The sequence below is a fragment of the Pseudomonas sp. PICF141 genome, assembly GCF_002286815.1.
In the GTDB taxonomy this organism is placed as follows: Bacteria; Pseudomonadota; Gammaproteobacteria; order Pseudomonadales; family Pseudomonadaceae; genus Aquipseudomonas.
In genome coordinates this window covers 72,879-97,450 of record NZ_MUNM01000052.1, presented here as the reverse complement: position 1 = coordinate 97,450, position 24,572 = coordinate 72,879, and the positions used below count along the sequence as shown (strand labels likewise).

The following is a 24,572-nucleotide window of genomic DNA, read 5'->3' as shown; positions in this document are numbered from 1 at the left end:
GTTCATCAAGGCGCCGTGTTCGTTCATCACGCCTTTGGGTTGGCCGGTGGAACCGGAGGTGTAGAGCACGTAGGCCAGGTCGCCCGCCTCAACGCTCAGTGGTTCGCCCGCGGGCGCCTGGGGCAAGGCGTCGAGGGTCCAGGCGGTGTGCCCGGCCGGCAACTTCGATCGCCACTGTGGCTGGGTCAAGGTGACTGGCGCATCGGCGTCCTCGATCAGGAAGGCCAGGCGCGCGGCCGGCAATTCCGGGTCCAGCGGCAGCCACGCGGCACCGGCATGCACGATGCCGAGCAGGGCGACGACCATTTCCACGGAGCGTTCCATGCACACCGGAACAATGGCCTCGCGGCCGATTCCGGCCGCACGCAAGGCGCGGGCAACGGTTTGCGCGCGCTGATCCAGTTCGGCGTAACTCAGGCGCTGGCCGTCGAACACCAGCGCCGGGGCGTTGGGGCTGAGGGCAGCCTGTTGGCTCAGCGCCGTGTGCAGGTTGGTCAGGCCGGTGTAGTGACGTTCGGTGGCGTTCCACTCGACCAATTGACGCTCACGCTCAGACGCCGCCAACGGTGACCAGTCACCCAGGCGAGTCTGTGGCGCCTCGAGCATGGTTTCCAGCAGCGCTTGCCATTGCGCCAGCCAACGCCGGGCGGTGGTTTCGCTGAACAGTGCGGCGCGGTATTCAAGCAACACCGACAGCACTTCACCGTCATGCACTTCCCAGTTCAGGTCGTACTTGGTGGCTTGGGCGGTCACCGCCCGTTCGCGCACTTGCAACTGCGGCCAATGACTGGCCGACGCGTCAGCGTTCTGCATCACGAACAGCACCTGGAACAGGGGTGTCTGGCCAAGGCTGCGTTCCGGTGCGAGTTTTTCGACCACCTGATCGAACGGCACGTCTTGATGCTGCTGCGCATCCAGCACGCGGTTGCGCACCTGGCTCAGCAAACCTTCGAAATCCAGCGCCGGATCGAGGTCGGCGCGCATCACCAAGGTGTTGACGAAGCAGCCAATCAGCGGCTGCAATTCGGCCAATGGACGCTGGGAAACCGGGCTGCCGACCCGCACGTCGCGCTGGTTGGCATAACGCCCCAACAACAACTGCGCCGCGCTGAGCATCAGCATGTACAGGGTGGCACCGCGTTGTTGGGCGAACTGACGCAAGCGTCCCGCCAGTTCTGGCGGCAGTTGCAGTTGTACCGCGCCGGCGGCAGAGTCGAGCTGGTTTGGACGACCCTGTTCGGTGGGCAGGTCCAACAGATAATTGCCGTCTTCCAGTTGCGTACGCCAGTACTCCAGTTGGCTGCGGAACACTGTCTGTTGGCCTGGCTCGCGCTGCCAGAGCGCGTAATCCGGGTATTGCAGGGCCAGGTTCGGCAGTTCGGCGACGGTGCCTTGGCTTTGCGCGGTGTAGAACTGCGCCAGTTCATTCAACAGGTTCTGGCTGGACGCATCGTCGGTGGCGCAATGGTGCACGGTCAGCAACAGCAAGGCCTGGTCGCGACCGCTGCGTTGCATCAGCGTGGCACGGATTGGCACTTGGGTCGCCAGGTCGAAACGCTGCCCGGTTTCGGCGTGGATGGTCTCATCGGTCAGCTGTTGCCAGGTGCTGTCGGTGGCCGCTTCCAGTGTCGCCACGCGCAAGGTGACATTGACCTGAGGTTCGATGACCAGCGCCAACTCGCCGTCGGTATCGCGCACGATCCGGCTGCGCAGGATTTCATGGCGTTGAACCACGCTGTTCAGGGCGCACTGCAAGGCCTGGGTGTTCAGCTCACCGTCGAACTGCACGGCGCTGACCACGTTGTATTCGCCAGCGCCCGCGCTCAGTTGTTCGAGGAACCACAAGCGTTGTTGTTCGAACGACAATGGCAGGCGCGTCGGGCGGGCCGCCGGGACGAAAGTCGCCGCCGGGGTTTGCAGCGGCTCACCCAGCAACGCGGCCAACGCGTCAAGGCTGGGGTGTTCGAATACTGCCCGCAGCGGTGGAACCGTGGCGAACTGTTGGCGCAGACGGGCAAACAGCACCGCCGCCAGCAGCGAATGACCGCCGAGGTAGAAGAAGTGACTGTCGCGCCCGATCTGCGTCAGCGGCACGTTCAGCAGCTCGGCCCACAGGGCGGCGAGTTGCTGTTCGGCAACGGTACGCGGTGGGTCCTGGGCGTCTGGCGCCGCTTGAATGTCCGGCGCTGGCAGGGCCTTGCGATTGAGCTTGCCATTGTCGGTCAGCGGCAATTCATCGAGCAGCACAAATGCCGACGGCACCATGTAATCGGGCAGGGCGGCGCCGATGGTTTTGCGCCAGGCGTTAATGTCGACCTGCTGGTCGCAGGTGACATACGCCACCAGACGCTTGTCGCCGGGCACGTCCTCACGGGCCAGCACCACCGCCTGACGCACGCCCGGCTGGGCACCGATCAAGGCTTCGATTTCGCCCAGCTCGACGCGGAAACCACGGATTTTCACCTGATGGTCCATGCGCCCCAGGTATTCGAGCTGGCCGTCGGGTAGCCAGCGCACCAGGTCGCCGGACTTGTACATGCGCGCATTCGCCAGCGGCGAGAATGGATCGTCGATGAATACCTTCGCGCTCTGCTCGGCGCGGTTGAGGTAGCCAAGGGTTACGCCGGCACCGCCGATGTGCAGTTCCCCCGGAACGCCGACCGGCATCGGATTGAGAAAAGCATCGAGCACGTAGGTGCGCACGTTGGCGATCGGCCGCCCGATGATCGGGCGTGCCGGGAAGTCATCCACCGCACAACCGGTTGCATCCACGGTGCATTCGGTCGGGCCGTAGGTGTTGAAGAAGCGGCTGCCGGCAATCGATGGCAGACGCTGCCAAAGTTGTGCATCCACCGCGTCGCCACCAAACAGCACGAAGCGCGGCAGGTACACCTCGCCACGGCGTACGCCGTCGCTTTCAAGCAAGGCCTTGAGCTGCGCCGGGGTGCACTCGAAGGCTTGCAGACGGGTTTCACGGAAAAACTGCGCCAGGGCCTCGGGGTCGTAGCGCACCTCTTCCGGGGTCAGGTACAAGCTATGGCCATCGAGCAGCAGGATGAGCTCGGCGACTGAGCTGTCGAAGGCAAACGAATAGTTGAAGCTGGTGCGCATCGGCTGATCGGTATAGCGCCGATACAGGCCATGGATGCGCGCCCACGCCAGATTGACCACCGAGCCGTTGGTGACCAGGGTGCCCTTGGGCTTACCGGTCGAGCCGGAGGTGTACATGATGTACGCCAGATCATCAGGCCCGGCCAGCGGCGCGAGGTTGTTGTCTGGCTGATCGGCGAACAGGGCAGCGTCGCTGTCCAGGCGCAGACGCGGCAGTTCGGCACCCAATTGCTCCAGCAAACCCTGCTGACCGAGGAGCAGCGCCGGCTGCGCGTCTTCAAGCATGTACGCCAGACGATCCACCGGGTAGGTCGGGTCCAGCGGCACATAGGCGCCACCGGATTTGAGAATGCCCAGCAAACCGATCAACAACTCCAGCGAACGCTCGACACACAGCGCCACCGGGCGATTGGCGACCACGCCGCGACTGCGCAGGTAATGCGCCACCTGGTTGGCTCGACGGTTCAGTTCGGCGTAGCTCAGGCTTTGGCCTTCGAAGCACAACGCATCGCGATCCGGGGTGCGCTCGGCCTGCTGTTCAAACAGCTGGGCGAAGGTCAGGTGCTGCGGCACCTCCATCTCGGTGCGGTTCCACTCGACCACGGTGCGCTGCCATTCCGCGGCCATCAGCAGCGGCAGGGCGGCCACCGGGCGTTGCGGTTCGGCGAGCATGTGTTCGAGCAAGTGCTCCAGGCGAGCGAGGGTCTGACGGGCGCTGTCGGCGGCGAACAGGTCCAGCGCAAACATCAACTCCAGTTGAATCGGCGCATTGGCCGGGCACAGCACGTGCAGATCCAGATCGCATTCGGAGTGCTTGAGCGGGGTCTCCAGCGCTTCGAATTCCAGCCCTGGAAAGCGCAAGCGCGACTCCATGGCCAATTGCTGCGCGACCATCACTTGATACAGCGGTGCATGGCTGAGGCTGCGGGGCAGTTGCAGGCTGTCGACCAATTGCTCGAACGGCAGGTCTTGATGCTGCAAACCCTCGCGCAGACGTGTGGCTACCTGACCCACCAGCGCGGTGAAATCCGCGTGCGGCTCAAAGTCGGCACGGATCGCCAAATTGTTCAGCAAAATGCCGAGCAGGCCTTCGGTACCCGGTTGTTCACGATGGGTGACCGGGGTGCCGATCAGCACCGTGGCATCGCCACTCAAACGGTGCATCAACACCGCGAACCCGGCGAACAACACGGTGAACGGTGTGGTGCCCAGACGGCTGGCAAAGGCTTGCACCCGGGCACTGAGGTCGGCGCTGAGTTCACGCTGCACGATCCCGGCGCGGTAGGTCTGCACCGAGGGCCGCGGATAGTCGGTGGGCAGGGCCAGCAACGGGCTGCCTTCGCTGTTGCGACGGTCCAGGGTGGTGGTCCAGTAATCGAGTTGGCGCTTGAGTTCGGCACCTTGCAGGTGCTCGCGCTGCCACAGGGCGAAGTCGGCGTATTGCACGGGCAAGGCCGGCAGTTCGGCGGGGGCGCCGTTGCAACGGGCTTCATAACCCAGGGCCAGTTCGCGCAGGGCGATGGTCGCTGACCAGGCGTCCGAGACCAGGTGATGCAGGGCGATGCCCAGTACGTGTTCACCCGGTGCGACACGCAGCAATCGCGCACGCAGCAACGGCGGCGAGGTCAGGTCGAACGGTTGCTCGAAGGTTTCTTGCAACGCGTTGAACTGCGCCCCTTCGCGAGCCGTGGCGGCCAAACCCGACAAATCTTCGAACGGCAATGCAATGTTCAGCGATTCACTGATGTGCTGGCTGGGTGCGCCGCCGGTGCTGCGGATGCCGGTGCGCAGGATTTCATGCCGCACCAGCAAGTCATTCAGGCTGGCGTGCAGCGCCTGGACGTTGAGCTCACCTTTGAGGTGCAGGGCGAACGGGATGTTGAACAGCGTCGTGCCGGGTGTCAGTTGCTCGATGAACCACAGGCGCTGTTGCGAGAACGACAGCGGCAGCAGCGCCGGTCGCGGCTGGGCTTTCGGCGCGCTGATCATGGCGGCTTGCGGTGCAGCGGCATCGGCCTGGCGGGCGGCGATGGCGACGGCCAGCAGTGCCACTGTCGGTTGTTCGAACAGCACTCGCAACGGCAAGTCGAGTTTGAAATGGCTGCGCAGGCGCGCAACGATCTGGGTGGCCAGCAGCGAGTGCCCGCCGAGGATGAAGAAGTTGTCTTCCACGCCCACCGTGTCGCGCCCCAGGACGTTGGCCCAGACGTTCGCCACGGCGGTTTCCAGTTCATTGCGCGGCGCGATGCTTTCCAGGGTGTCGGCCTGCCAGTCCAGTTCCTGGGCGGCCAGCGCCTTGCGATCGACCTTGCCATTGTTGTTCAGCGGCAAACGCTCAAGGCACACGAATGCGGCCGGGACCATGTAGGGCGGCAATTGTGCGCGCAGGTGTTCGTTGAGTCCGTCGCTGCCCACGCTGTCGTCGTGGGCCGACCAATAGGCCACCAGCCAGGCTTCGCCGACGCTGTTTTCCCGCAGCAATACCGCGGCTTCGCGCACATTCGGGTGCTGCGCCAGACGGTGTTCGATTTCGGTCAGTTCGATCCGGTGCCCACGCAATTTCACCTGCTGGTCGCGGCGGCCGAGGTATTCGATCACGCCATCGGCACGCCAGCGCCCGAGGTCGCCGGTGCGGTACAGGCGACCTTCTAGCTGAGGATGGTCGATGAACGCATCAGCGGTGCGCTGCGGATCGTGCAGGTAGCCGCGACCGACGCCGACGCCACCGACACAGATTTCCCCGGCAACGCCAACGGGCACCGGCCGCAAGGATTCGTCCAGCACATACAGACGGTTATTGGCGGTCGGCTGGCCGATGGGCATGTGGTTGACGTTGACGTCCGGCGCTTCGAAGATCGGCTGGAAAGCCACGTCGTCGGCGCATTCGGCCGGACCGTAGGCGTTCATCAAGGCGATGTCGGGGAAACGCGCAAACCAGTCCCGGGCCACGGTCGGCGGCAGGGCTTCACCGGTGGGCAGCACCCAGCGCAGGTCGGGCAGTTGCAGGTCGCACGGGCACAGCGCGAGTAGCGTGCGCATCAGGCTTGGGACAATTTCCAGTACGTTGAGGCGTTCGCTGGCGATCACTTGCAGCAGGCGTTGCGGGTCGTGCGCCACGTCGTCCGGCAGGATGTGCACCGTGGCGCCCAGTACTGGCGCGGCGAGGAACTGCCACACACAAATGTCGAAGGCCACCGACGCGGTCTGTGGAATCCGGTCTTCGGCGTTCAGCCCCAGGGCCGGCACTTTGCCGAAGATGTTATTGAGCATGCCCCGTTGTTCGATCATCACGCCTTTGGGCGTACCGGTCGAACCCGAGGTGAACAGCACGTAGGCCAGGCTGTCCGGGCCGCCGAGCAGTGGCAACGGCGCTTCATTGCCGGACGTCCAGCAGGCTTCGGCCAACAAGGCTTTGGGCGCCTGATCGAGGCCGCTGAGCAACTGATCGAGCAGGGCATTGCAACCTTCGCTGGCTATCAGCAACGGTGCCCGGGACAGGCTGAGGATTTCCCGCAGGCGCTCCGGCGGATGATTGACTTCAAGCGGCAGCATCGCGGCGCCAGCCTTGAACACGGCAATCATCATGGTCAACAGCGCCAGACCACGGGGGGCAACCAGCGCGACCAATTGACCTTCACCGGCACCAGCGTCGCGCAAGGCGTGCGCCAGGCGAGTGGCTCGCTGATCCAGCTCGGCGTAGGTCAGGGATTCACCGTCGCAGATCGCGGCAATCTGCCCGCCGCGTTGGGCGACTTGGGCGGCAAACAGTTCGGCGTAACTTTGCTCCAGCGGGAAGTCGTGAGGGTTGACGGCCCACTCGCTCAACAGTTGCTGGCGCTCATCGACAGCCAGTAGCTCGAAACTGCCCAGCGACGCGTCCGGTGCGGCCAGCATGCCGCGCACCAGGCTGGCGATATGGCCGAGCAAACGCTGGATGGTCGACGCCTCGAAACGCTCGCGGTCGTAGGACACGCGAATGCCCAGCTGCTCGCCGGGCAAGATCACCACGGTCAAACCGTAGTGGGTATGCACGCTGTGATCCATGCCTTCGAGGCTGAACTGGAATCCACCTTCCAGAATCTGCTCGTCGATCGGGGCGTTTTCGAACACCAGGATGCTGTCGAACAGGGTTTCGCCGCGGGGGAAATCGCTCCAGCCCTGGATGTCGGTCAGCGGCGTGTGTTCAAAATCACGCATGTCGACGTTCAGCCCTTGCAGCGCGCTCAGCCACTGGCCAAGCGATGCTTCGGGATCCACCGACACCCGCAGCGGCAGGGTATTGATGAACAGACCGATCATCTCTGCCACGCCGGTCAGCTCCGCCGGACGCCCGGCCACGGTCACGCCAAACAGCACGTCCCGTTGACCGCTATAGCGCGACAGCAGCAACGACCAGACCCCCTGGAAAAACGTGTTCGGGGTGATTCGGCGGCTACGGCAGAACGCGGCCAGCGCCTGGGTTTCCTGCTCGTTCAGGTGAACCAATTGATCGTCCACCAGCACCGCGTCGGTGTAGCGATCACGGGCCACGCCGTTATCGACGGTCAGGGGCGTGGGTGCATTCAGCCCTTGCAACTGGCCGCGCCAGAACTGTTCGGCCTTGCCGGCATCCTGGCGTTGCAGCCACTGGATGTAATCGCGGAACGGCCGGGGGCTCTTGAGTTCGGGTGTGCGATCGTTGCACAGCGCTTCGTAGACTTTGAGGAAGTCCACGGTCACCAGGGAAATACACCAGGCATCCATCAGGATGTGGTGGAAGCTGCGGATGAATTCGTAGGACTCATCGGCCAGCCGCACCAGGCGGAAGCGAATCAGCGGCGGCTTCGACAGGTTGAAGCCGACCTTCTGCTCGTCTTCCAGCAGCGTGCGAATCCGCGCTTCCTGTTCGTGCGCAGCGAGCCCGCGCAGGTCGAGGGTGTCCAGCGGCACCTTGACCTCGCGATGGATCACCTGCACCGGTTGCTTCTGGGTTTTCCACTGAAAACTGGCGCGCAAGGAAGGGTGCAGCGCCACCACCTGACGCCAGGACTCAAGGAACGCCACTTCATCAATGGCACCGCCGATTCGGTAGCGATCCTGCATCAGGTACACACCGGAATCTTCGTGCAGCAGGGAGTGGAACAGCATCCCTTGCTGCAACGGCGACAGCGGGTAAATGTCTTCGATCGGATTGCTGCTGGTTTTTTCGGTGGTCATTGAAAACGTCCTGCAAAAAAAGGGGCGACGATGTGGCGAGGTGGGCAGCCGATCAAAATTCGTTCTCGTCGAGTTCAGCCATCAGCGCCCGCATCTCGTCATCGGACAGGCCCGAGGCGCTGAACTCGGTGCTCTGGGCTTCAGGCTGCGCACGGTTGGCGGTCACGGGCTGGGCGACTTCAGCCATGGCGGCGATGGTCTGGTGCTCGAAGACATGCTTGGCCGAGAGCGCGATGCCTTGCTCGTGGGCCTGGGCCACCACTTGCAGGCTCAGGATCGAATCGCCGCCAATGGCGAAAAAGTTCTCGGTGACGCTCACGGTCGGCAGTTTCAGGACCTTGGCGACGATGGCTTGCAGGGAGGTTTCCATTGCATTGCGCGGCGCCACGTGGGCGCTTTCGTCGAACTGATCCGGGTCGGGCAACTGGCGAGTGTCGAGCTTGCCGTTGGGGGTGCGCGGGAACGTCGTCAGGGTCAGCACCCGGGCCGGCACCATGTACGAGGGCAGGCGTTCACCGAGGAAACGCTTGATCGCTTCCGAGTCCGGCGCATAACCATGGGCGGCCACGATGTAAGCCAGCAGACGCTTGCCGGCGGCGTGTTCTTGCACGATCACCGCGGCTTCGCGCACGTCGCTGTGGCTGCACAGTTGACGCTCGATTTCCCCGAGTTCGATGCGGTAGCCGCGCAACTTGACCTGATGGTCTTTGCGGCCGAGGAATGCCAGGCGCCCGTCCGCCAGCCAGCAGGCCAGGTCGCCGGTGCAGTAGGCGCGGGTGCCGTCGGCGAGCGTGACGAAGGCTTTGGCGGTTTCTTCGGGTTTGTTGCGATAACCGCGGGCCAGGGTCGGGCCGGCGAGAACGATTTCCCCCGGTTCGCCGATGCCGCTGCTGATGCCGTGTTCGTTCAGCACACGCAGATCCATGCCGGCAATCGGCCGGCCAATGGTCAATGTCCGGCTCGGGTCCAGCACTTCATAAGTGGCCCAGACCGTGGCTTCGGTGGGGCCGTATTCGTTCACCAGTCGCGCCTTCGGCAAGGTCTTGCTGTGCTGGGCGATCAACGACGGCGGGCAGGCTTCACCGGCAACAATCCAGCACTCGAGGCTGTCGGTACTTTCGGCGCGTTGCAGTGGATCGAGCAGGGCTTGATAGAGCGACGGCAGCGACAGACCGTGACTGACCCGATGCCGGGCAATCAACTGGGCCAGACGGGACATCTCCAGTTCTTCGCCGGTCGCCGGCAATACCAGACGCCCGCCCTGGGCCAGTGTCCAGAAAATCCCGGCGACCGAGCTGTCGAAGGCAAACGAGGACAACAACAAATAAGCGCGCACCGGCGTCTCATAGGAGGCCATGCGCACCTGGGTGGAGAAGCTCAACGCACTGTGGCTGATTTCCACGGCTTTCGGTGCGCCGGTGGAACCTGAGGTGTAAATCAGATACGCCAGGTCGTCCGCGCCTGGCAAGGGCAGTGGTGGCAGGTCGCTGGACTCGGGCGCCGTCAGGTCGTCGAGCACGAAGCGTTGCAGTGTGGCGGGCACGCTGTCGGCTAACTCCGCGCTGACCACGATGTGCGCAATGGCGCTGTCGGCGAGCATGTAGGCGCGACGATCCGCCGGGTAGGTCGGATCAACCGGTACGTAAGCGCCCCCGGCTTTCAACACCGCAAGCATGGCGACAATGGCGGCGTTGCTGCGGGCGAACAGAATGCCTACGGGCACGCCTGCACCGATACCGGCCGCCACCAGTTGATGAGCCAGATGCGTGGCGCAGGCATCGAGGCGGGCGTAACTCAAGTCGCCGTCCTTGTCGCTGAGGGCGATGGCGTTCGGCTGCCGCTGAACCTGACGGGCGATCAGCTCGACCAACGTCACCGGTTCGATCAGCGGCAGGTTCGGTCGGGCGTCGATAATCTGCGCTTGCAACGGCCCGCTCAGTGGCAGATGAGCCCAGGCTTGCGGCGGCTCGGCCAGTGCGCCCAGCAACAGTTGCAGCCATTGTTCGGCGAGGCAGGCCGCCGCGTCGGCGCTTAATGCATGGCAGTCGTAAACCACATGGGCGTACAGGCTGTCGGGCAATTGACGGACGTTCAGGCAGGCCTTCGCCGGGTTCATTACGGCGCTGGCAAAATGTTCCCGGGCATCGCCCGAACGCCAGGCAAAGGCGTAACCGCCATTGAGGTCCTGGGTGTAATAGTCCTGCCAGCCAACCGTACGCTCGACCATGGCCGCGACATGTTGGCTTTGCTCTTGCAGCGTCGCCTGGCCATCCAGATCGATGCGCACCGGCAGGCACTGCTCGAACAAGCCCAACGCGCTTTCCAGTTCCGGGCCGCGGCTTTCATGGACCAGGGTGATTGGAACTTGCTGCTGACCGGCCAGGCGCCCGAGGACGGCGGCCCAGGCGGTCAGCATCAGGTTCGAGGTCAGGGCCGGGTGGCGGGCGAGGTCGGCGGGCAAGGCCAGATCCACTCGCGCCGGGGCAAACCCGTCGCCGCTGCTGGATTCAAGCGACAGCTGCAAGGCCGGCTGTTCGGTTTCGCTCAGCGGTTTCCAGAAGTTCACGCCGGGATGGTTCGGCTCGTCTTCTGTCAGGCTCCAGCGCCACTCGGCGTAATCGGCATACTGCAGCGCTTCGGCCAGATCCGGGGTAGCGTCTTGCAGCAGCGCAGCGGCCAGCAGTTGCAGGCTGGCGAGGTCGAAGTGGCTGCTGACGGCGGCCAGGTCCAGCACCGACTGTTCGTCCGACAGTCGCACCAGCGTCACGGACAGTGGCGTCGTCCAGTCACGGGGCTGTGCGGCAAGGCTGGCCAGTGTGGCGTCCTGATCGGCGAGGTTGTGCTCACGCAGATCCTGCACCGCCGCAGGCAACGCGCCGGTGTCGTGAATCACCTGTACCGGGTGGCGCAAACCTGGCACCGGCATCAGGCGTGTGCGCAAGATTTCACTGTCGGCTATCAGCGCCAGCAGACGGTTGTTCAGCGCATCCAGATCCACCGGTTGGCACAGTGACCATTGCAAATGGCAACTGAAGGGGTGTTCAGCCGCGCCGTTGATGTGGGGGTATACAGAGGCCTGTTGCGGCGAAATACGAAAACCTTGGAGTCCGCTCATGTTCAACTCGACTAAAAATGGGGGTTAAACCTGGGCCATGGCAGAGGTGCGGAGGCTCGCTGACCGGTTGTCAGGTGAGCCTCTTGCAAACAGCGGATGTGCCCTTGAAAGGTCAGACGGCGACGTCGCGTTGCAGCAGGGCTTCGGCCATGCCGGTCATGATTGCGCGTTCGCCGGTGAAGGGTTCGCGACCGTGCACCGCGAGCATGTTGTCGATGAACAACACGTCGCCCTGCTGCCAGCTGAACCGCACCAGCGAGTCGAGGTAGGCCGCTCGCAGCGACTCCAGTACCTGCGGTTCGATCGGTTCGCCGTCGCCATAAAAGGTGTTGGTTGGCAGGTCGAGGTCGTTGAAGTTGCTTTGCAGTGAATCGCGGATCGCCGGGGGCAAGGTGCTGATGTGGAAGAAGGTCGCGTGGTTGAACCAGACTTCTTCACCGGTACGCGGATGACGCACCACCGCCGGCCCGCGCTGACGGGTACGCAGGCGGTTGTTTTCTTTCCATTCCACTTCGATGCCGACGCTGGCGCAGTAGGTTTCCACCTCTTTGCGGTCTTCGGACTGGAACACGGTCTGCCACGGCAGGCCGAAACCGTCGCCGTAGTTGCGCACGTACAGCACGCCTTTTTCACGGAACCGCGCTTCAATTTCGGGGCTGATGCTGGCCTTCACCGCGCGGGTCGAGCCGATGGGGGTTTCGCCGCCGGTCTCGGACGGGATGTGGCAGTAGAAGAACAGCCGCAGCGGGAAGCGTGGCGAATAGGAATGTTCGTTGTGGGGGAAAATCATCTGGTCGGCCGGGTAGTCGGTCGAGGTGTAGATGTTGCCGCCGACCCGCGTGCGCGGCGAAGCACGGAACATGTATTCCAGTGCGCCAGGGGAGAGGGCGGCAATCACCTGATCGAATTGCTCCACGGACAGCACCGAGAACCCGCGAAATAGCAGGGCGCCGTATTGCAGCAGTTTTTTCTCCAGGGACTCGCGTTCACGGGTCGCCCAGGCGACCAGATCGACGCCGCTGACCGCCGGTTCGATCACCAGCGGCAAGGCGTGGTCCGGGCTCAGGAGGCGCTCGCTGACCAGTTGCTGTTCCGAGACGTTCATGGCTTTGCGACGCACGCCGCCAAGGGCGCGAGACTGTGGGGGCACGATAGACATAAAGGCATCCAACTCGGTTAAAGGGTCAGTGAGCGACGTTTGGTTTGCTTCATCTGGCTGCGACCGGCCAGGGCTTGGGATTGTTGGCGTTCACGCTGCAAATCCTGATCGAGGGTATCCAGCCGTTCGGCCAATGCGGGCAGCGGTTCGGCCAGCAGGTTTGGGGCCTCGCCCAGCAGGTACGTCCACAGGTGTTGCAGGCGCACGGCGCGATCCTGATCGAAGTATTCGCCGCGGTATTTGAGGGTCGCGTCAATGCCTGTGGCGCCATGCACCAGATCGAGCACCAGGTGGAAATCGCCCGGCGCCTGGGCCACATCCAGCGCACTCATGTGCGCACCGGCGATATCGGTCGGTGTTATCCGTGACGGTTGATAGTTGAGCTTGACCTGGAACAGCGGCGAGTGACCGGGGCGGCGCTGCGGTGCAAGCGCCGACACCACCAGATCGAAAGGCAGGCCTTGGTGGGCGTAAGTCCGTCGCGCTTCATCGCGCACCCGTTCCAGGAAACCGCCCAGGGTCGGTTCGCCGTGCAGGTCACAGCGCAGGGTCAACTGATTGACGAAGAAGCCGATGACGTCGTTGTGTTCCGCCAGCGGACGGCCGCTGACATCGGTGCCCAGCAGAAATTGTTGTTGCCCACCCAATTGCTTGAGCACCAGTTGATAGCTGGCCAGCAGCAGCATGAACAGGGTCATGCCTTGTTCGCGGGCCAGTGCCGTCAAGGTTTCGCACGTGGCCTGGGGCAGGGTGAAGTTCAGGCTGTGTTCGCCGGGGATCTGACCGCTGCCACCCAGCTCGAGGGTATGCGGCACCGTTGCCAGATGTTCGCGCCAGAACTGTTGTTCGGTGGCGATCCGTTCGGCGCTCCAGTGTTCGGCTTCCCATTGGACGAAATCCAGATACTGCACCGGCGGTTCGTCAGTGACCGAGCCGGCCAGTTCGGCCAGCAACACTTGCGCCGAACGTCCATCGAAGGCGATGTGGTGCAGGGTCAATAACAGGTCGTGTCGCTGGTCATCGCGGCTGAGCAACTGCGCGCGCAGCAGCGGCCCTGTCTCGAGTTCGACCGGCGTGGCGTGTTCGTTGGCCAGGCAGTCGCTGAGGGTTTGCTGTTGCTGTGCCTCGCTCTGATCACGCAAATCGTGCCGGGTCAGGGGTACGGCGGTGGCCGGCAACACCTGTTGCTGCGGGCCATCGACACCATCGCGATACACCGTGCGCAACACGCTGTGACGGTTGACCAGGGTATTGAGGCGCAACGCCAGGGTTTCGACGTCGAGCGGACCTTGCAGGCTCAGGTGCAACACCAGGTTGTGCCGGGTATCGTCCGGGTTCAATTGGCGCAAGAACCACAAGCGACTTTGCGCAAATGATTGCCGACTTTGGCTGACGCTGGCACGCGCGATCGATGTGCTGGTCGCGGGTGATGGCTCGCTCAGGAAAACCTGCAAGGCCAGCGCCCATTGCGCCAGGGTCTGTTCGCCGAACAGGCTTTGGGTGTCGAGACTCCAGCCCAGATCCTGGTACAGGCGAGCGGCAAAATCGGCCACGCTGATGGAGTCCAGGCCGAGGCCGATCAGGCTGAGTTCAAAGTCTGCCGCCAGATACGGATTGACCTCGCGCAGGGTTTGCTCGAGCCATTGACGGCACGCGGCCTGCGCAAGTTGCGGCGCAGTGCCCACCAGATGCTTCAGTTGAATGAGGTCAAGGGTTTCGCTGTTCGAGGCGATCGGCCCACCGCTCTGGGCGATGATGCTCAAGGTGCCCGCCGCCAATTGCTTGCGTGCGCCCTGACGGGCGATCTTGCCGCTGGTGGTCATGGGAATGGTGCCGGCTTCCACCAGAACGATCTGGTCGATGCCACAGTCGGCGGCTTCGCGCACGGCGTTTTGTATCGAGGCAAACAGCGCCGGATGTCGCGCCGGGTCGACGAACTTACGCTGGGGCTCGGCGACGATCACCAGTTTCTCGCGACCCAGCAGCGGGTCCATTTCCGAGAAGGCGGCGATGCGCCCGGTACGGATGCCGGGCTCGGCATCGGTAATGGCGAATTCAATGTCGTGGGGGTACAGGTTGCGGCCGTTGAGAATCAGCAAGTCCTTGAGTCGACCGCAAATGACCACTTGGCCTTCGTGCATGAAACCCAGGTCGCCGGAGCGCAGGTAATGACCGGGTTCACCCATGATTTGCGCTTCGAAAGCCTCGCGGCTGGCTTCGGGGTTTTTCCAGTAGGCCTCGGCATTGCTCGGGCCTTGCAGCCAGACTTCACCGATGTGATCGGTAGCGCAACGGTGGTGATTGTGCGGATTGACGATGGCTATGTCGTGCAGTGCCTGCGGATAACCGCAGGCGACGAACTCCACGGCAGCGGCATCGGCGGCAGCCAACACGGCGCGACCGGTTTCCAGCACGGCCTTGTCCAGGCGCAATACCACCGGCAACGCGTCGGCCGGCGTGGCACTGACACACAGCGTCGCTTCGGCCTGGCCGTAACCGGGGCTGATTGCCAGAGGGTTGAGACCGCAAGCGGCAAAGCGCTGGGCGAAGGCTTCGAGGGTGCCGGGGTGGATCGGTTCGGCACCGTTGATTGCATGTTGCCAGGCGCTGAGGTCGAGCTGTGCGATGAGGTTGTCGCTGACTACCCGGTTGCACAGGGCATAGGCGAAATTGGGGGCGAAACTGGCGGTGGCGCGGTAGCGGCTCAACGCTTGCAGCCAGGTCGACGGTGCGTTGACGAAGGTCTGCGAGGCCATCAGGTAGCAAGGCATGCCACTGTAAAGCGGGGCCAGCATACCGCCGATCAGGCCCATGTCGTGGTACAGCGGCAGCCAGTTGACCATGGCGCCATGCTCATCGAAACCATAGGCCTGGCGCATCAGTTCGACGTTGGCGATCAAGTTGCGCTGGCGTACTTCAACGCCTTTGGGCGTGCCGGTGGAGCCCGAGGTGTATTGCAGGAATGCCACGGTCGCACCGTCGACATCCGGACGTTGCCACTCACTGGCTGGCGGCGTGCCGAGGTCCTGGACCGTCAATACGTCGACCTGGCCTTCCACCAGTTCCAGCAAAGCCTGGCAATGATCCGCAGGCGCGAGAATCAGCGCGGGGCCGGCATCCACCACCACGTTGCGTACCCGGTCCAGATGGCGCGGTTTGCGCGACGGTGGCGGAAACAGCGGCACGGCGATCAGGCCGGCATATAAACAGGCGCAAAACGCCCGGGCGTAGTCGAGGCTGCTGGGCAGCATCAACAACACCCGATCGCCCGGTGCGTAGCGCGATTGCAGCGCTGCTGCCAGTGATCGCGACTGCTCGTGCAATTGGGCAAAGGTCAGGGTTTCGCCGATCTCGACGCCGTCTGGCAAGAAGTGCAAGGCCGCACGCTGCGGGAAGTGCAGGGCGTTGGCCTCCAGCACGTCGATCCAGTGTTTGAATGAAAACATGTGCAATTCACGCCATGGCAACGATGACTTTGCGGTCACCGGTGTAAGGGTTGCGGCCGTGAGCGACCAGTCGATTGTCGAGCATCAGGATGTCGCCGGGCTGCCAGGGAAAACTGATGGCGGTCTGGCGGTAAACCTCGCGCACGGTGTCCAGCACATCGTCGGGAATGGCCGAGCCGTCGCCGAAGTAAACGTGGCGTGGCAGGTTCGCTTCACCCACCGCCGCCAGCAGGCTGGCGCGTACACCCGGTTCAATGGCCGATACGTGGAACAGATGCGCCTGATTGAACCAGACCCACTCACCGCTATCGGGATGCTGCAGCACGGCGGCGCAACGCTGACGGGTGCGCAGGTCGCCATCGGCTTTCCATTCCCACTCGATGTCGTTGTCCAGGCAGTAGCGTTCAACCTGGGCGCGGTCTTGGGTGTTGAAGACTTTCTGCCAGGGCAGATCCAACGCGCCGCTGTAATTGCGCACATAGAGAAGCTCGCGGCTGGCAAACAGCTCGCGGATCTCGGTGGGCATGCGCTGGTAGATCAGGCGACTGTCGGCAATCGGCGTTTCGCCACCGGTTTCACTGGCCTTGATGCAGTGGAACCAGATGCGCGAAGGCCACGGCCGGGTATAGGCCTGCTCGTTGTGCAAGGGAATGAATTGATGAGCCGGGTATTCGGTGGAGCTATAGACCCCGGCGAAGACTTTGCTGCGCGGGGTGGAGCCGAATTCGTAGCTGGCCAGCGGTGCGCCGAAACTGGCGGCGAAGCGCTTGAAATCGATGGGCGTGGGCACGCTGAAACCGCGAAACAGGACGCCACCGACAGTCGTCAGCACTTGGTCCAGGGTGGCACGAATCGAAGTGTCCAGGTCATGGATCGATTGTCCCGGTTTCGCCTCTATCAGCACCGGCAACGTTGTCTCGTGGCCAGCCGCTGGAGCATCGGGCAAGGGTTCGAAACGCTCGCTCAGGTGTTCGATCGACGTCATCCGTGCGCATCCTCTTTTCTATCTTTTATCAGTCAGGCGGAGGGCGTTGGCGACCCTGGAAACCGGCAAAGGTGGCTACGTTTGTGGTCCGCTGAAATGTAGTGTCTGCGATACAGGGCGGCATATTTATTACAAATGAGATCTATTATCAATCTTATTCCTTTATTTTTTTTTTTGGATTAGACTCCCGCCGGCTGGGGAAACACAGCGTTCTGGACATAGAAAAAACACCAATATCTGTCGCAGGGGAACGGGGCGTGAATTTCAAAAAAACTACAATGGCACTGGCTGTGGGGTCGGCGATCTGCTTGTCCAACACTGTGTGGGCAGTTGAACAATCCAACACGATGGAGATTGCTCCGATCACAGTGAAGGGTGAAAAAATCGACCGCACCCTGGAGCAAACCCAGTCGAGTGTCGTCGTGGTCACCGACAAGCAACTGCGCGAGAAGGAGGATCACAGCCTCGTCGACGTGTTTGCCCGAACGCCAGGTGTCTACAACCAGTCAGGTAACGAAAACTGGGGTATTCGCGGCGTACCGGTATCCGGTTTCGAAGACCAGGGCCCGGCCACGCTCAACGGTGCGGTGTCGGTGTTCGTCGACGGCGCCGTGCAACCGAACCGCGCATTGACCCTCAGCCCGATGCCGCTGTGGGACGTCGAGCAGATCGAAGTGTTCCTCGGTCCGCAATCCACTACCCAGGGCCGCAACTCGCTGGCCGGTGCGGTCGTCATCCAGACCAAGAACCCGACGTTCGAACCAAGCCTTTCATTACAGGGCAACATGGGCAGCTACGGTGAGAGCGGAGGGGCGCTTGCCGGTGGTGGCGCGATCGTCGATGACAAGATCGCCGGTCGTATCGCTGTGGATTACCAGGAGGGTGACGGTTACATCGACAACATCGCACTCGACAATGATGCCAACCCGACCCGCACCTACAATGCCCGGGGAAAACTGCTGATCCTGCCGAACGACGATCTGGATGTGCTGCTGACTTACGCCCATGGTGAAAGCCGCAAGGGTGACAACTCGGTCATGCGCGAAAACGGCAAGGTCCGCTATTACGACGTGTCGTCCGACACCAAGGCTTACGACAAACTCGAACAAGACACCCTCAGCGCCAAGGTGGATTACCGCCTGGACGATAACTGGTCCATTACCAGCCTCACCGCCAATACCCGTTCGGACTATGACGCCCGCCTGGACTTCGATCAGACAGCCGACGCCAACCAGGTCGTTCTGCGCACGCAGGATGGCGACCTGTTCAGTCAGGAGCTGCGCCTGAACTACGCCGGTGACACGGTGAAGAGCTTCATGGGTGTCTACTACGGCCACAACACCAACAATTTCCACGACCGGTTGTTGTTTGGCAACGAGCTGATCGGCACCGTCAAGGGTGATACGACGATAGAAAACAAGGCGGTGTTCGGTGAAATCAACTGGACATTCGCCCCGCGCTGGACACTGATCACCGGGCTGCGCTACGACCACGAGAAGAACGACACCGATATCGAACAGGACGACTTCTCCACCTCGGGCAAAACCAGCAAGTCGTTCGATGCCGTATTGCCGAAGCTGGGTATCGACTATGAACTGGCTGCCAATCAGTACGTAGGCTTCATGGTGCAGAAAGGCTATCGCGGTGGTGGCGTCAACGTTCGTACCGGTACCGGTCACGAGGCCTACGATCCGGAATACACCACCAACTACGAGTTGTCCTACCGCGGCTCGTTCTTCGACCAGACCCTGCGTACCCGCGCCAACCTGTACTACACCGACTGGAAAGACCAGCAGGTCAGTGTGCTGGATACGAACACCGAGTTCGTTCACGTGTTCAACGCCGGGAGCAGTGACATCAAGGGCCTGGAAGTCTCCGTCGAGAAGGACTTCACCGAACAGCTGACCCTGACGGCCGGTGCCTCCGTTACCGATGCCAAGTACAAGGACTTCGTCACGGGCGATGGCAGGGACATGAGTGGCGAGGACTTCCTCTATTCGCCCAAGTACAAGATGTCGCTGGGCGGTACCTATCGCTGGAATGACCGGTTGACCCTGAACACCGACGTCATTTACCAGAGCACCTCACCGTCGGAGTACGAGTTCGATGACGCGGGTCAAGTCACTAATGAGCGCAAGAGCGACGCTTACTGGCTGACCAACTTCAACGCCGAGTACAAGATCACCAAGAACGTCGCAGTGTCCGGTTACGTGAAAAACGCCTTTGACAAGGAATACATCACCAACAACCGCGGCGGCGACATCATCGATGTCGGCGCACCACGCACCGTGGGTCTGGTTCTGCGCTACGACATGTAAAGCGACGACGAAATGGAAGCGGGGGAAGGATTTCCCGCGTCCGGTTTCACGGCTATCGATCTGAAGCATTCGTTTCAGGCAGCCCTGCTCCCTTCCAAACCCAGCCTCCCTGGAGGAAATCATGAGTGCTTTTTCGAATGTCACATTGGGTGGCGCGCAACAACTACGCCTGTTGCATAGCGGTCTGTCGAGCCCGTACTGCCTTGATCCGACGCCGATGCTGGAACGCCAGCAACAGCAGGAGTCCAACGCCCGCAGTTACCCTCGGCGTATTCCGCTGGTGCTGGAACGGGCCCACGGCATCTATGTGCAGGACAGTCGCGGACAGGTGTTCGTCGATTGCCTGGCCGGTGCCGGCACCCTGGCGCTGGGTCACAACCATCCGGTGATTATCGAAGCCATCACTCAGGTCATGGCCTCGGGTGTGCCGATGCATACCCTTGACCTCATGACCCCGGTGAAGGACGCATTCGTACAGGAAATCTTCGGCTGCCTGCCAGCCGACTTTGCGCGTAACGCGCGCATCCAGTTTTGTGGCCCCAGTGGTGCCGATGCCGTGGAAGCAGCGCTCAAGCTGACCCGCACCGCCACTGGCCGGCATTCGGTACTGGCCTTTGAAGGGGCCTACCACGGCATGACCCTGGGGACGCTGGCGATCAGCGGCAACCTGTCGCCGAAAAACGCCCTGGGCGGTTTGATGGCCGGCGTACAACGCCTGCCGTTCCCCCACGATTACCGTTGCCCGTTCGGGGTGGCTGGCGACCAAGGCGTAACGCTCAACGTGCGCTACCTTGAACATTTGCTCAATGACCCGGAAAGCGGCGTCACCGCGCCGGCAGCGATGATTCTTGAACCCATCCAGGGCGAAGGCGGAGTGATTACCGCGCCCGATCGCTGGATGCAGGAGCTGCGTCGCCTGACCCAGGCCCACGGCATTCCGTTGATCGTCGATGAGATTCAATGCGGCATCGCCCGCAGCGGCAGGATGTTCGGCTTCGAGCATTCGGGCATCCTCCCGGATGTGATTACCTTGTCCAAGGCCATCGGCGGCGGCCTGCCGTTGTCGGTGATGGTGTACAACGATTCTCTGGACGTCTGGCAACCGGGCGCCCACGCCGGCACGTTCCGTGGCAATCAGCTGGCGATGGCGGCCGGTACCGCGACCTTGCGTTTCATCCGCAATGAAGGCCTGGTGGCCCACGCCGAGAAGGCCGGTGCGCATTTGCGCCAACAGTTGCTGGCGCTGCAAAGCGAATTTGACTGGATCGGCGATGTGCGTGGCCGCGGTCTGATGCTCGGCATGGAAATCGTCGACCCGCAGGGCGCCCTTGATGTTCAAGGCCATCCACCGGTGGATACCACCCGGGCCAAGGCCTTCCAGCAGGCGTGCCTGCAACACGGTCTGATCGTCGAGTTGGGCGGTCGTCACGGTGCTACCGTGCGCTTCCTGCCGCCATTGATCATCACCGAGCAGGAGATCGATTTCGTCGCGCAAATCCTGTTCCGCGCGGCCTGTGCGATCAGCGAGCGTCCGCTTCGCTGAGTCGCCGCAGCAGGGGGCAAGCCTTGCTTGGGGTCTTGTGCATACCCGTGTTTTTTGTCTGGGTCCTGTCTTTGGCGAATCGCTTGCGTCGTCGCCATGGCGCCAACATCGAGTCGGTTATCGAAGAGGGCTGAAGTCAACAGCCGCTTCCAGATGGATGGTTGATTGTGTAACTTGTTGATACAAATATGAATCTGTATCATTTAGTTTCATATCAAGGGTGCGAGGGAGTGCATTACCCATATAAAAATAAGGTCAAGGTAATGCTCAAAATGCTACTCGTGTATGGTCATCTGATTGCCACCTGTATTGCTCTGGGGAGGGTGTTACAGGCGGATCAAAAGCTATGGAGCTGGCGCAAGGATGTGTTGAATGAGATGCAGCGTGAGTATCTCGACGAGACCCAAAAAATCGTCATGCTCGCGCTATTGGCTCTTTGGGGAAGTGGCTTGCTGTTGGTGTTTCAGGGTTACCTCAATGAGGGGAGCGCGTATCTGCTCAATCAAAAACTCTGGGCCAAGGTGAGTGTTGTCGTGCTGCTTAGCCTCAATGGCGCTTTGTTGCACCGGATCGGTTTCCCGCTGCTGCAGAAGGCCCCCTTTGTCTTGTTACGCAACTCCGGCCGCACTCGCCTCGCGCTCTTGGGAGCTCTCTCTATGAGCGGCTGGTTATTTGCCGCTTTCCTGGGGGTAGCTCGAGCGTGGAATCATGTACTTCCTTACTTGCATGTGATGGGGGCTTTTGCTCTGTTCTCGTTGCTTGCTTGTGTGGTGGCGATGATAGTCGCCAGCGCAGCGGGCGTTATGGATGATGAGTTGTCACGTACGGGTAGCAAGTGAAGCCTGGTCGGTTTTCCTTCTCATTTCTGCGGTGCTGCCCTTGCGGTCTTCCAAGGTGATGCGAGTTCAAACTGTCCTCAATAAGTGAACAACGTGCCGCCGCTACGGCGGCACAGGTGGATCAAGAGGTTGAGTACTCGATATACAGTCTTTCCAGAGCCTCTTGGTATTTGTCTCCCTTGAGCGTTTTTTTCAGCACTGCCAGTGCCTCGAGCGCTGAGGCTGCAGCCAGCGCCTCGTTTTCTCCCCGGTAGGCGGCGCGCAGCCGTGCTGCTGCGATGATCGATTCTTCAGTCGTTGGCATGTTATTGCCCTCGAAGGTTTGAATCTCACTGATAGTCGCAACCCTAAAGGAATTCAAGTCCAGGGTGATGGCGTGAACCGACCGCCTTCACCGAAAGGCCTTGGCCTGTCCGGTGAAGGCGATCCCATCAGCTTTGCACCGCCCCAATCCCATCCATTGCCACCGATTTATTTCGCACGCTCCGGTACAACACGCTGGACACCATGAAGCCGACAATCGCCAACAGACTCATCAAGCTGAAGACGTAGTTATAGCCTTGCTGACCCGGGAAATGGTCGAGGATTGCGCCGTAGATGACATAAGCGAACATGCCCGGTGCGTAGCCGATCAGGCAGCCGATACCGAAGGCTGACCCGGTGATGTGCGAAGGGATGCCGACTTCGCCCATGGGCGCCCAGAACACGCCGCGCATGGAAAACACGATCAGTGCGAAGGACAGTGTGGCGGCCATGCCCGCATAGATGAAGCCCGGGCTTTTCGGGATCAGCAGGATGACGCCCATCAGCGGCAGCAAGACCAGGAAGGCCCATTTCAGATAGCGGCTGGTGCTCTTGAACTGTTTGTCGGCAATGAACCCACCCGCAGGGCCGCCGAGGATCTTGAGGAAGTACTGATTGATGATGCCGTAAGCGCCCACCAGTGCCACGGGCAGCCCGTACATTTCCTTGAGGTAGGGAATGAAATAGGTCAGGCCACAGTAGACGATGTAGACCATGAACACGTTAAGACTGACCAGCCAGATACCCGGTACCTTGATGGCTTCAAGGAGGTTCGCCAGACTGTTCTTCGGCTTGGCAATCGACTGCGCACTGCCGCCCTTGAGCAGGAACCAGGTCAGGGTTCCGGCCAGAATGTCGATGACCGAGTAGAACAGGATCGCCGATTTCAGACCGGTTTCACCGGAGCCCATGGCGACGAAAACGCCCAGTGCAGAAAAGGCGACCAGGGTATCAATGACGCCACGCCCACCTTCCAACAGTCCAAACAACCGCCCCTGTTCCTGATCGTCACCCAGGTTGCGGATGGCTTTGAGCAGTGAGGGCCAGAAGAAGCAATCGGCGCAGACGGCCAGCAGGCTGAACACGATCAGCAGATTGCTGAACGGCGGAAAGGTTGCCAGATACAGCCCCAGGCCGCCGGTACCGATCAGGCCGACCGGAATCATTTTGCGCGTATCGTAGCGGTCGGCGAGCATGCCGCCGACGACAAACAGTGCGGTGGCGATGATGGCGTTGGCGCTCAGCAGCAGGCCGATCTCAGTGTGGCTCAAACCCATGAATTCTTGCATGGGGATGTAGAAGGCGTCTTTGAGGTTCGCCAGCTTGTAGATGGTGCCACCACCGAGGATGAGAATCAGGAATCTGAGCCATTTGGCCTTGTCACGAGTTGTCATTATTGTTCTCCAGGCGTAATCAGGTAGTAACGTCAGGTTCAGGCGTTTTCGTGGTTGTCCAGGGTCAACTCGGCCAGGGTTCGGAACTCGGCCAGCAGGCCTCGCACATAGGCGACCTGGTTGTTTGCCCAGCGGTGTTCGTCGGCGAGCATCCGTTCGAGCGAATAGCCGTCTGGGAGTGGCGTGTCACTCATTTCCCGGTACGCAATGAACGGATCGGCAACCTCAGAGGTCTGGCGGAACGCCGGGGCCACGTAGTGGTTTTCCTGCTCAAGAATGAACGCGATCACTTGGGAGGTTGAGTCGCCGAGCATCAACAGTTCGAACAGCATGCGGGCGCTTGGCAGGTCGTCTTCGTCGCTGCCCTGCAGCACGCCGTAATGGCCGAAGCCGTTGTGCTCGGGGACAATGCGCACACCTTTGAGGTGGGTCTGGCGTATGTGCGGCGCCAGGGTGCGCAGTGCCGGTAGTGGCTGTTCGCAGGCGTTGATCATGTTGCCGAAATCGAACAAGGCGTGCAGCCGTGGGTGGTTTAGCCGGCTCAGCAATTGCGCGATCTCGGCGCTCTTGAGTTCCTCATGCTGCTCGAAGTCAAAGAACAGGTCGTGCTCGTCTGCCTGCTGCGCGAGGTAATGCAGATCTGACTCGATCATGTCCATGACCCGGGACAGCGCCCCCTCGTAACGCGAGTAAACGCGGATGTTGCGAACCCCCAGCGCCTTGGCGATGGCGATCACCTGATCGACGTCTTTTTTCCGCGTGCTGCTGATTTCCAGGTGCACATCCAGTGCGAGCGCATTGGCCTTGTCGGCAAACGCTTGCAGCTGCGCGGGTGTCATTTGGCTCAGGCTGTTTTCTTCGCCGTCGAGCAAGTGCAGGCTCAAGCCCTGCAGCTCGTGGCGATAGGCGAAGTCCAGCAGGTCGGCGGGCGTGATACGGCCATGGGTGAGGTTGGTCAGCAAGGGGTAGGCATGCGCAAACAAGCGCACCTGCCCAAGGCGGTCGAGCAGTTGGCGGGCCAGTGCTTCAGTCAGCAGGGGAGGTGTTCCATCCTCGGCAGCCTTATGGCTGAGCAAGGCATTGAATCGCTCTTGGATCTTATTGTTCATTTCGAGTCGTTCCTGGTCAGACGCCGGGTCTACCGGCGCAGCCTTTATCGCGCC

Annotated in this window: 11 protein-coding genes; 3 read left to right on the top strand and 8 right to left on the bottom strand. The window is 61.7% G+C overall.

Annotated elements, in window-relative coordinates:
* The 5 genes from BZL43_RS14565 to BZL43_RS14545 all read right to left on the bottom strand — a co-directional run.
* A partial coding sequence (locus tag BZL43_RS14565; protein ID WP_143517859.1) for a non-ribosomal peptide synthetase occupies positions 1-8,307 on the bottom strand: 8,307 nt, incomplete at its 3' end.
* Positions 8,308-8,359: 52 nt separating this feature from the next.
* Complete coding sequence (locus tag BZL43_RS14560; RefSeq protein WP_095632951.1) at positions 8,360-11,422, bottom strand: amino acid adenylation domain-containing protein; 3,063 nt, start codon at positions 11,420-11,422, stop codon at positions 8,360-8,362.
* A gap of 112 nt (positions 11,423-11,534) precedes the next feature.
* The gene (locus BZL43_RS14555; protein ID WP_095632950.1) at positions 11,535-12,581 is read right to left on the bottom strand and encodes a TauD/TfdA family dioxygenase; all 1,047 of its coding nucleotides are present in this window, start codon (positions 12,579-12,581) and stop codon (positions 11,535-11,537) included.
* Between the two features lie 17 nt (positions 12,582-12,598).
* Positions 12,599-16,027 carry a condensation domain-containing protein gene (locus tag BZL43_RS14550; RefSeq protein ID WP_095632949.1) on the bottom strand — a complete coding sequence of 1,143 codons (3,429 nt, stop codon included), beginning with the start codon at positions 16,025-16,027 and terminating at the stop codon, positions 12,599-12,601.
* A 7-nt stretch (positions 16,028-16,034) separates the two neighbouring features.
* The gene (locus BZL43_RS14545) at positions 16,035-17,012 is read right to left on the bottom strand and encodes a TauD/TfdA family dioxygenase (RefSeq protein WP_095632948.1); all 978 of its coding nucleotides are present in this window, start codon (positions 17,010-17,012) and stop codon (positions 16,035-16,037) included.
* Between the two features lie 257 nt (positions 17,013-17,269).
* Between BZL43_RS14545 and BZL43_RS14540 the strand changes: the two genes are divergently transcribed.
* The 3 genes from BZL43_RS14540 (at position 17,270) to BZL43_RS14530 (ending at position 21,712) form a co-directional block, all read left to right on the top strand.
* Positions 17,270-19,330, top strand: coding sequence for a TonB-dependent receptor (locus tag BZL43_RS14540; RefSeq protein ID WP_095632947.1), 2,061 nt, complete (start codon positions 17,270-17,272; stop codon positions 19,328-19,330).
* Between the two features lie 121 nt (positions 19,331-19,451).
* Positions 19,452-20,873, top strand: a complete 1,422-nt coding sequence (locus BZL43_RS14535; protein WP_095632946.1) for a diaminobutyrate--2-oxoglutarate transaminase — start codon at positions 19,452-19,454, stop codon at positions 20,871-20,873.
* Positions 20,874-21,136: 263 nt separating this feature from the next.
* Positions 21,137-21,712, top strand: coding sequence for a hypothetical protein (locus BZL43_RS14530; RefSeq protein WP_095632945.1), 576 nt, complete (start codon positions 21,137-21,139; stop codon positions 21,710-21,712).
* A gap of 121 nt (positions 21,713-21,833) precedes the next feature.
* Here BZL43_RS14530 and BZL43_RS14525 read toward each other — a convergent pair whose 3' ends face one another.
* The 3 genes from BZL43_RS14525 to BZL43_RS14515 all read right to left on the bottom strand — a co-directional run bounded on the left by BZL43_RS14525 (position 21,834) and on the right by BZL43_RS14515 (position 24,518).
* A complete protein-coding gene (locus BZL43_RS14525) occupies positions 21,834-22,016 on the bottom strand; it encodes a hypothetical protein (protein WP_007897082.1) in 183 nt (60 codons plus the stop codon).
* A 127-nt stretch (positions 22,017-22,143) separates the two neighbouring features.
* Positions 22,144-23,409 carry a nitrate/nitrite transporter gene (locus tag BZL43_RS14520; protein ID WP_095632944.1) on the bottom strand — a complete coding sequence of 422 codons (1,266 nt, stop codon included), beginning with the start codon at positions 23,407-23,409 and terminating at the stop codon, positions 22,144-22,146.
* Between the two features lie 38 nt (positions 23,410-23,447).
* Positions 23,448-24,518 carry a sugar phosphate isomerase/epimerase gene (locus tag BZL43_RS14515; RefSeq protein WP_095632943.1) on the bottom strand — a complete coding sequence of 357 codons (1,071 nt, stop codon included), beginning with the start codon at positions 24,516-24,518 and terminating at the stop codon, positions 23,448-23,450.
* Between the last annotated feature and the right edge of the window lie 54 nt (positions 24,519-24,572).

Coding starts and splice junctions, on each gene's coding strand:
- BZL43_RS14560 (WP_095632951.1), bottom strand. CDS start 11,422: ATGAGCGGACTCCAAGGTTTTCGTATTTCGCCGCAACAGGCCTCTGTA.
- BZL43_RS14555 (WP_095632950.1), bottom strand. CDS start 12,581: ATGTCTATCGTGCCCCCACAGTCTCGCGCCCTTGGCGGCGTGCGTCGC.
- BZL43_RS14550 (WP_095632949.1), bottom strand. CDS start 16,027: ATGTTTTCATTCAAACACTGGATCGACGTGCTGGAGGCCAACGCCCTG.
- BZL43_RS14545 (WP_095632948.1), bottom strand. CDS start 17,012: ATGACGTCGATCGAACACCTGAGCGAGCGTTTCGAACCCTTGCCCGAT.
- BZL43_RS14535 (WP_095632946.1), top strand. CDS start 19,452: ATGAGTGCTTTTTCGAATGTCACATTGGGTGGCGCGCAACAACTACGC.
- BZL43_RS14530 (WP_095632945.1), top strand. CDS start 21,137: ATGCTCAAAATGCTACTCGTGTATGGTCATCTGATTGCCACCTGTATT.
- BZL43_RS14525 (WP_007897082.1), bottom strand. CDS start 22,016: ATGCCAACGACTGAAGAATCGATCATCGCAGCAGCACGGCTGCGCGCC.
- BZL43_RS14520 (WP_095632944.1), bottom strand. CDS start 23,409: ATGACAACTCGTGACAAGGCCAAATGGCTCAGATTCCTGATTCTCATC.
- BZL43_RS14515 (WP_095632943.1), bottom strand. CDS start 24,518: ATGAACAATAAGATCCAAGAGCGATTCAATGCCTTGCTCAGCCATAAG.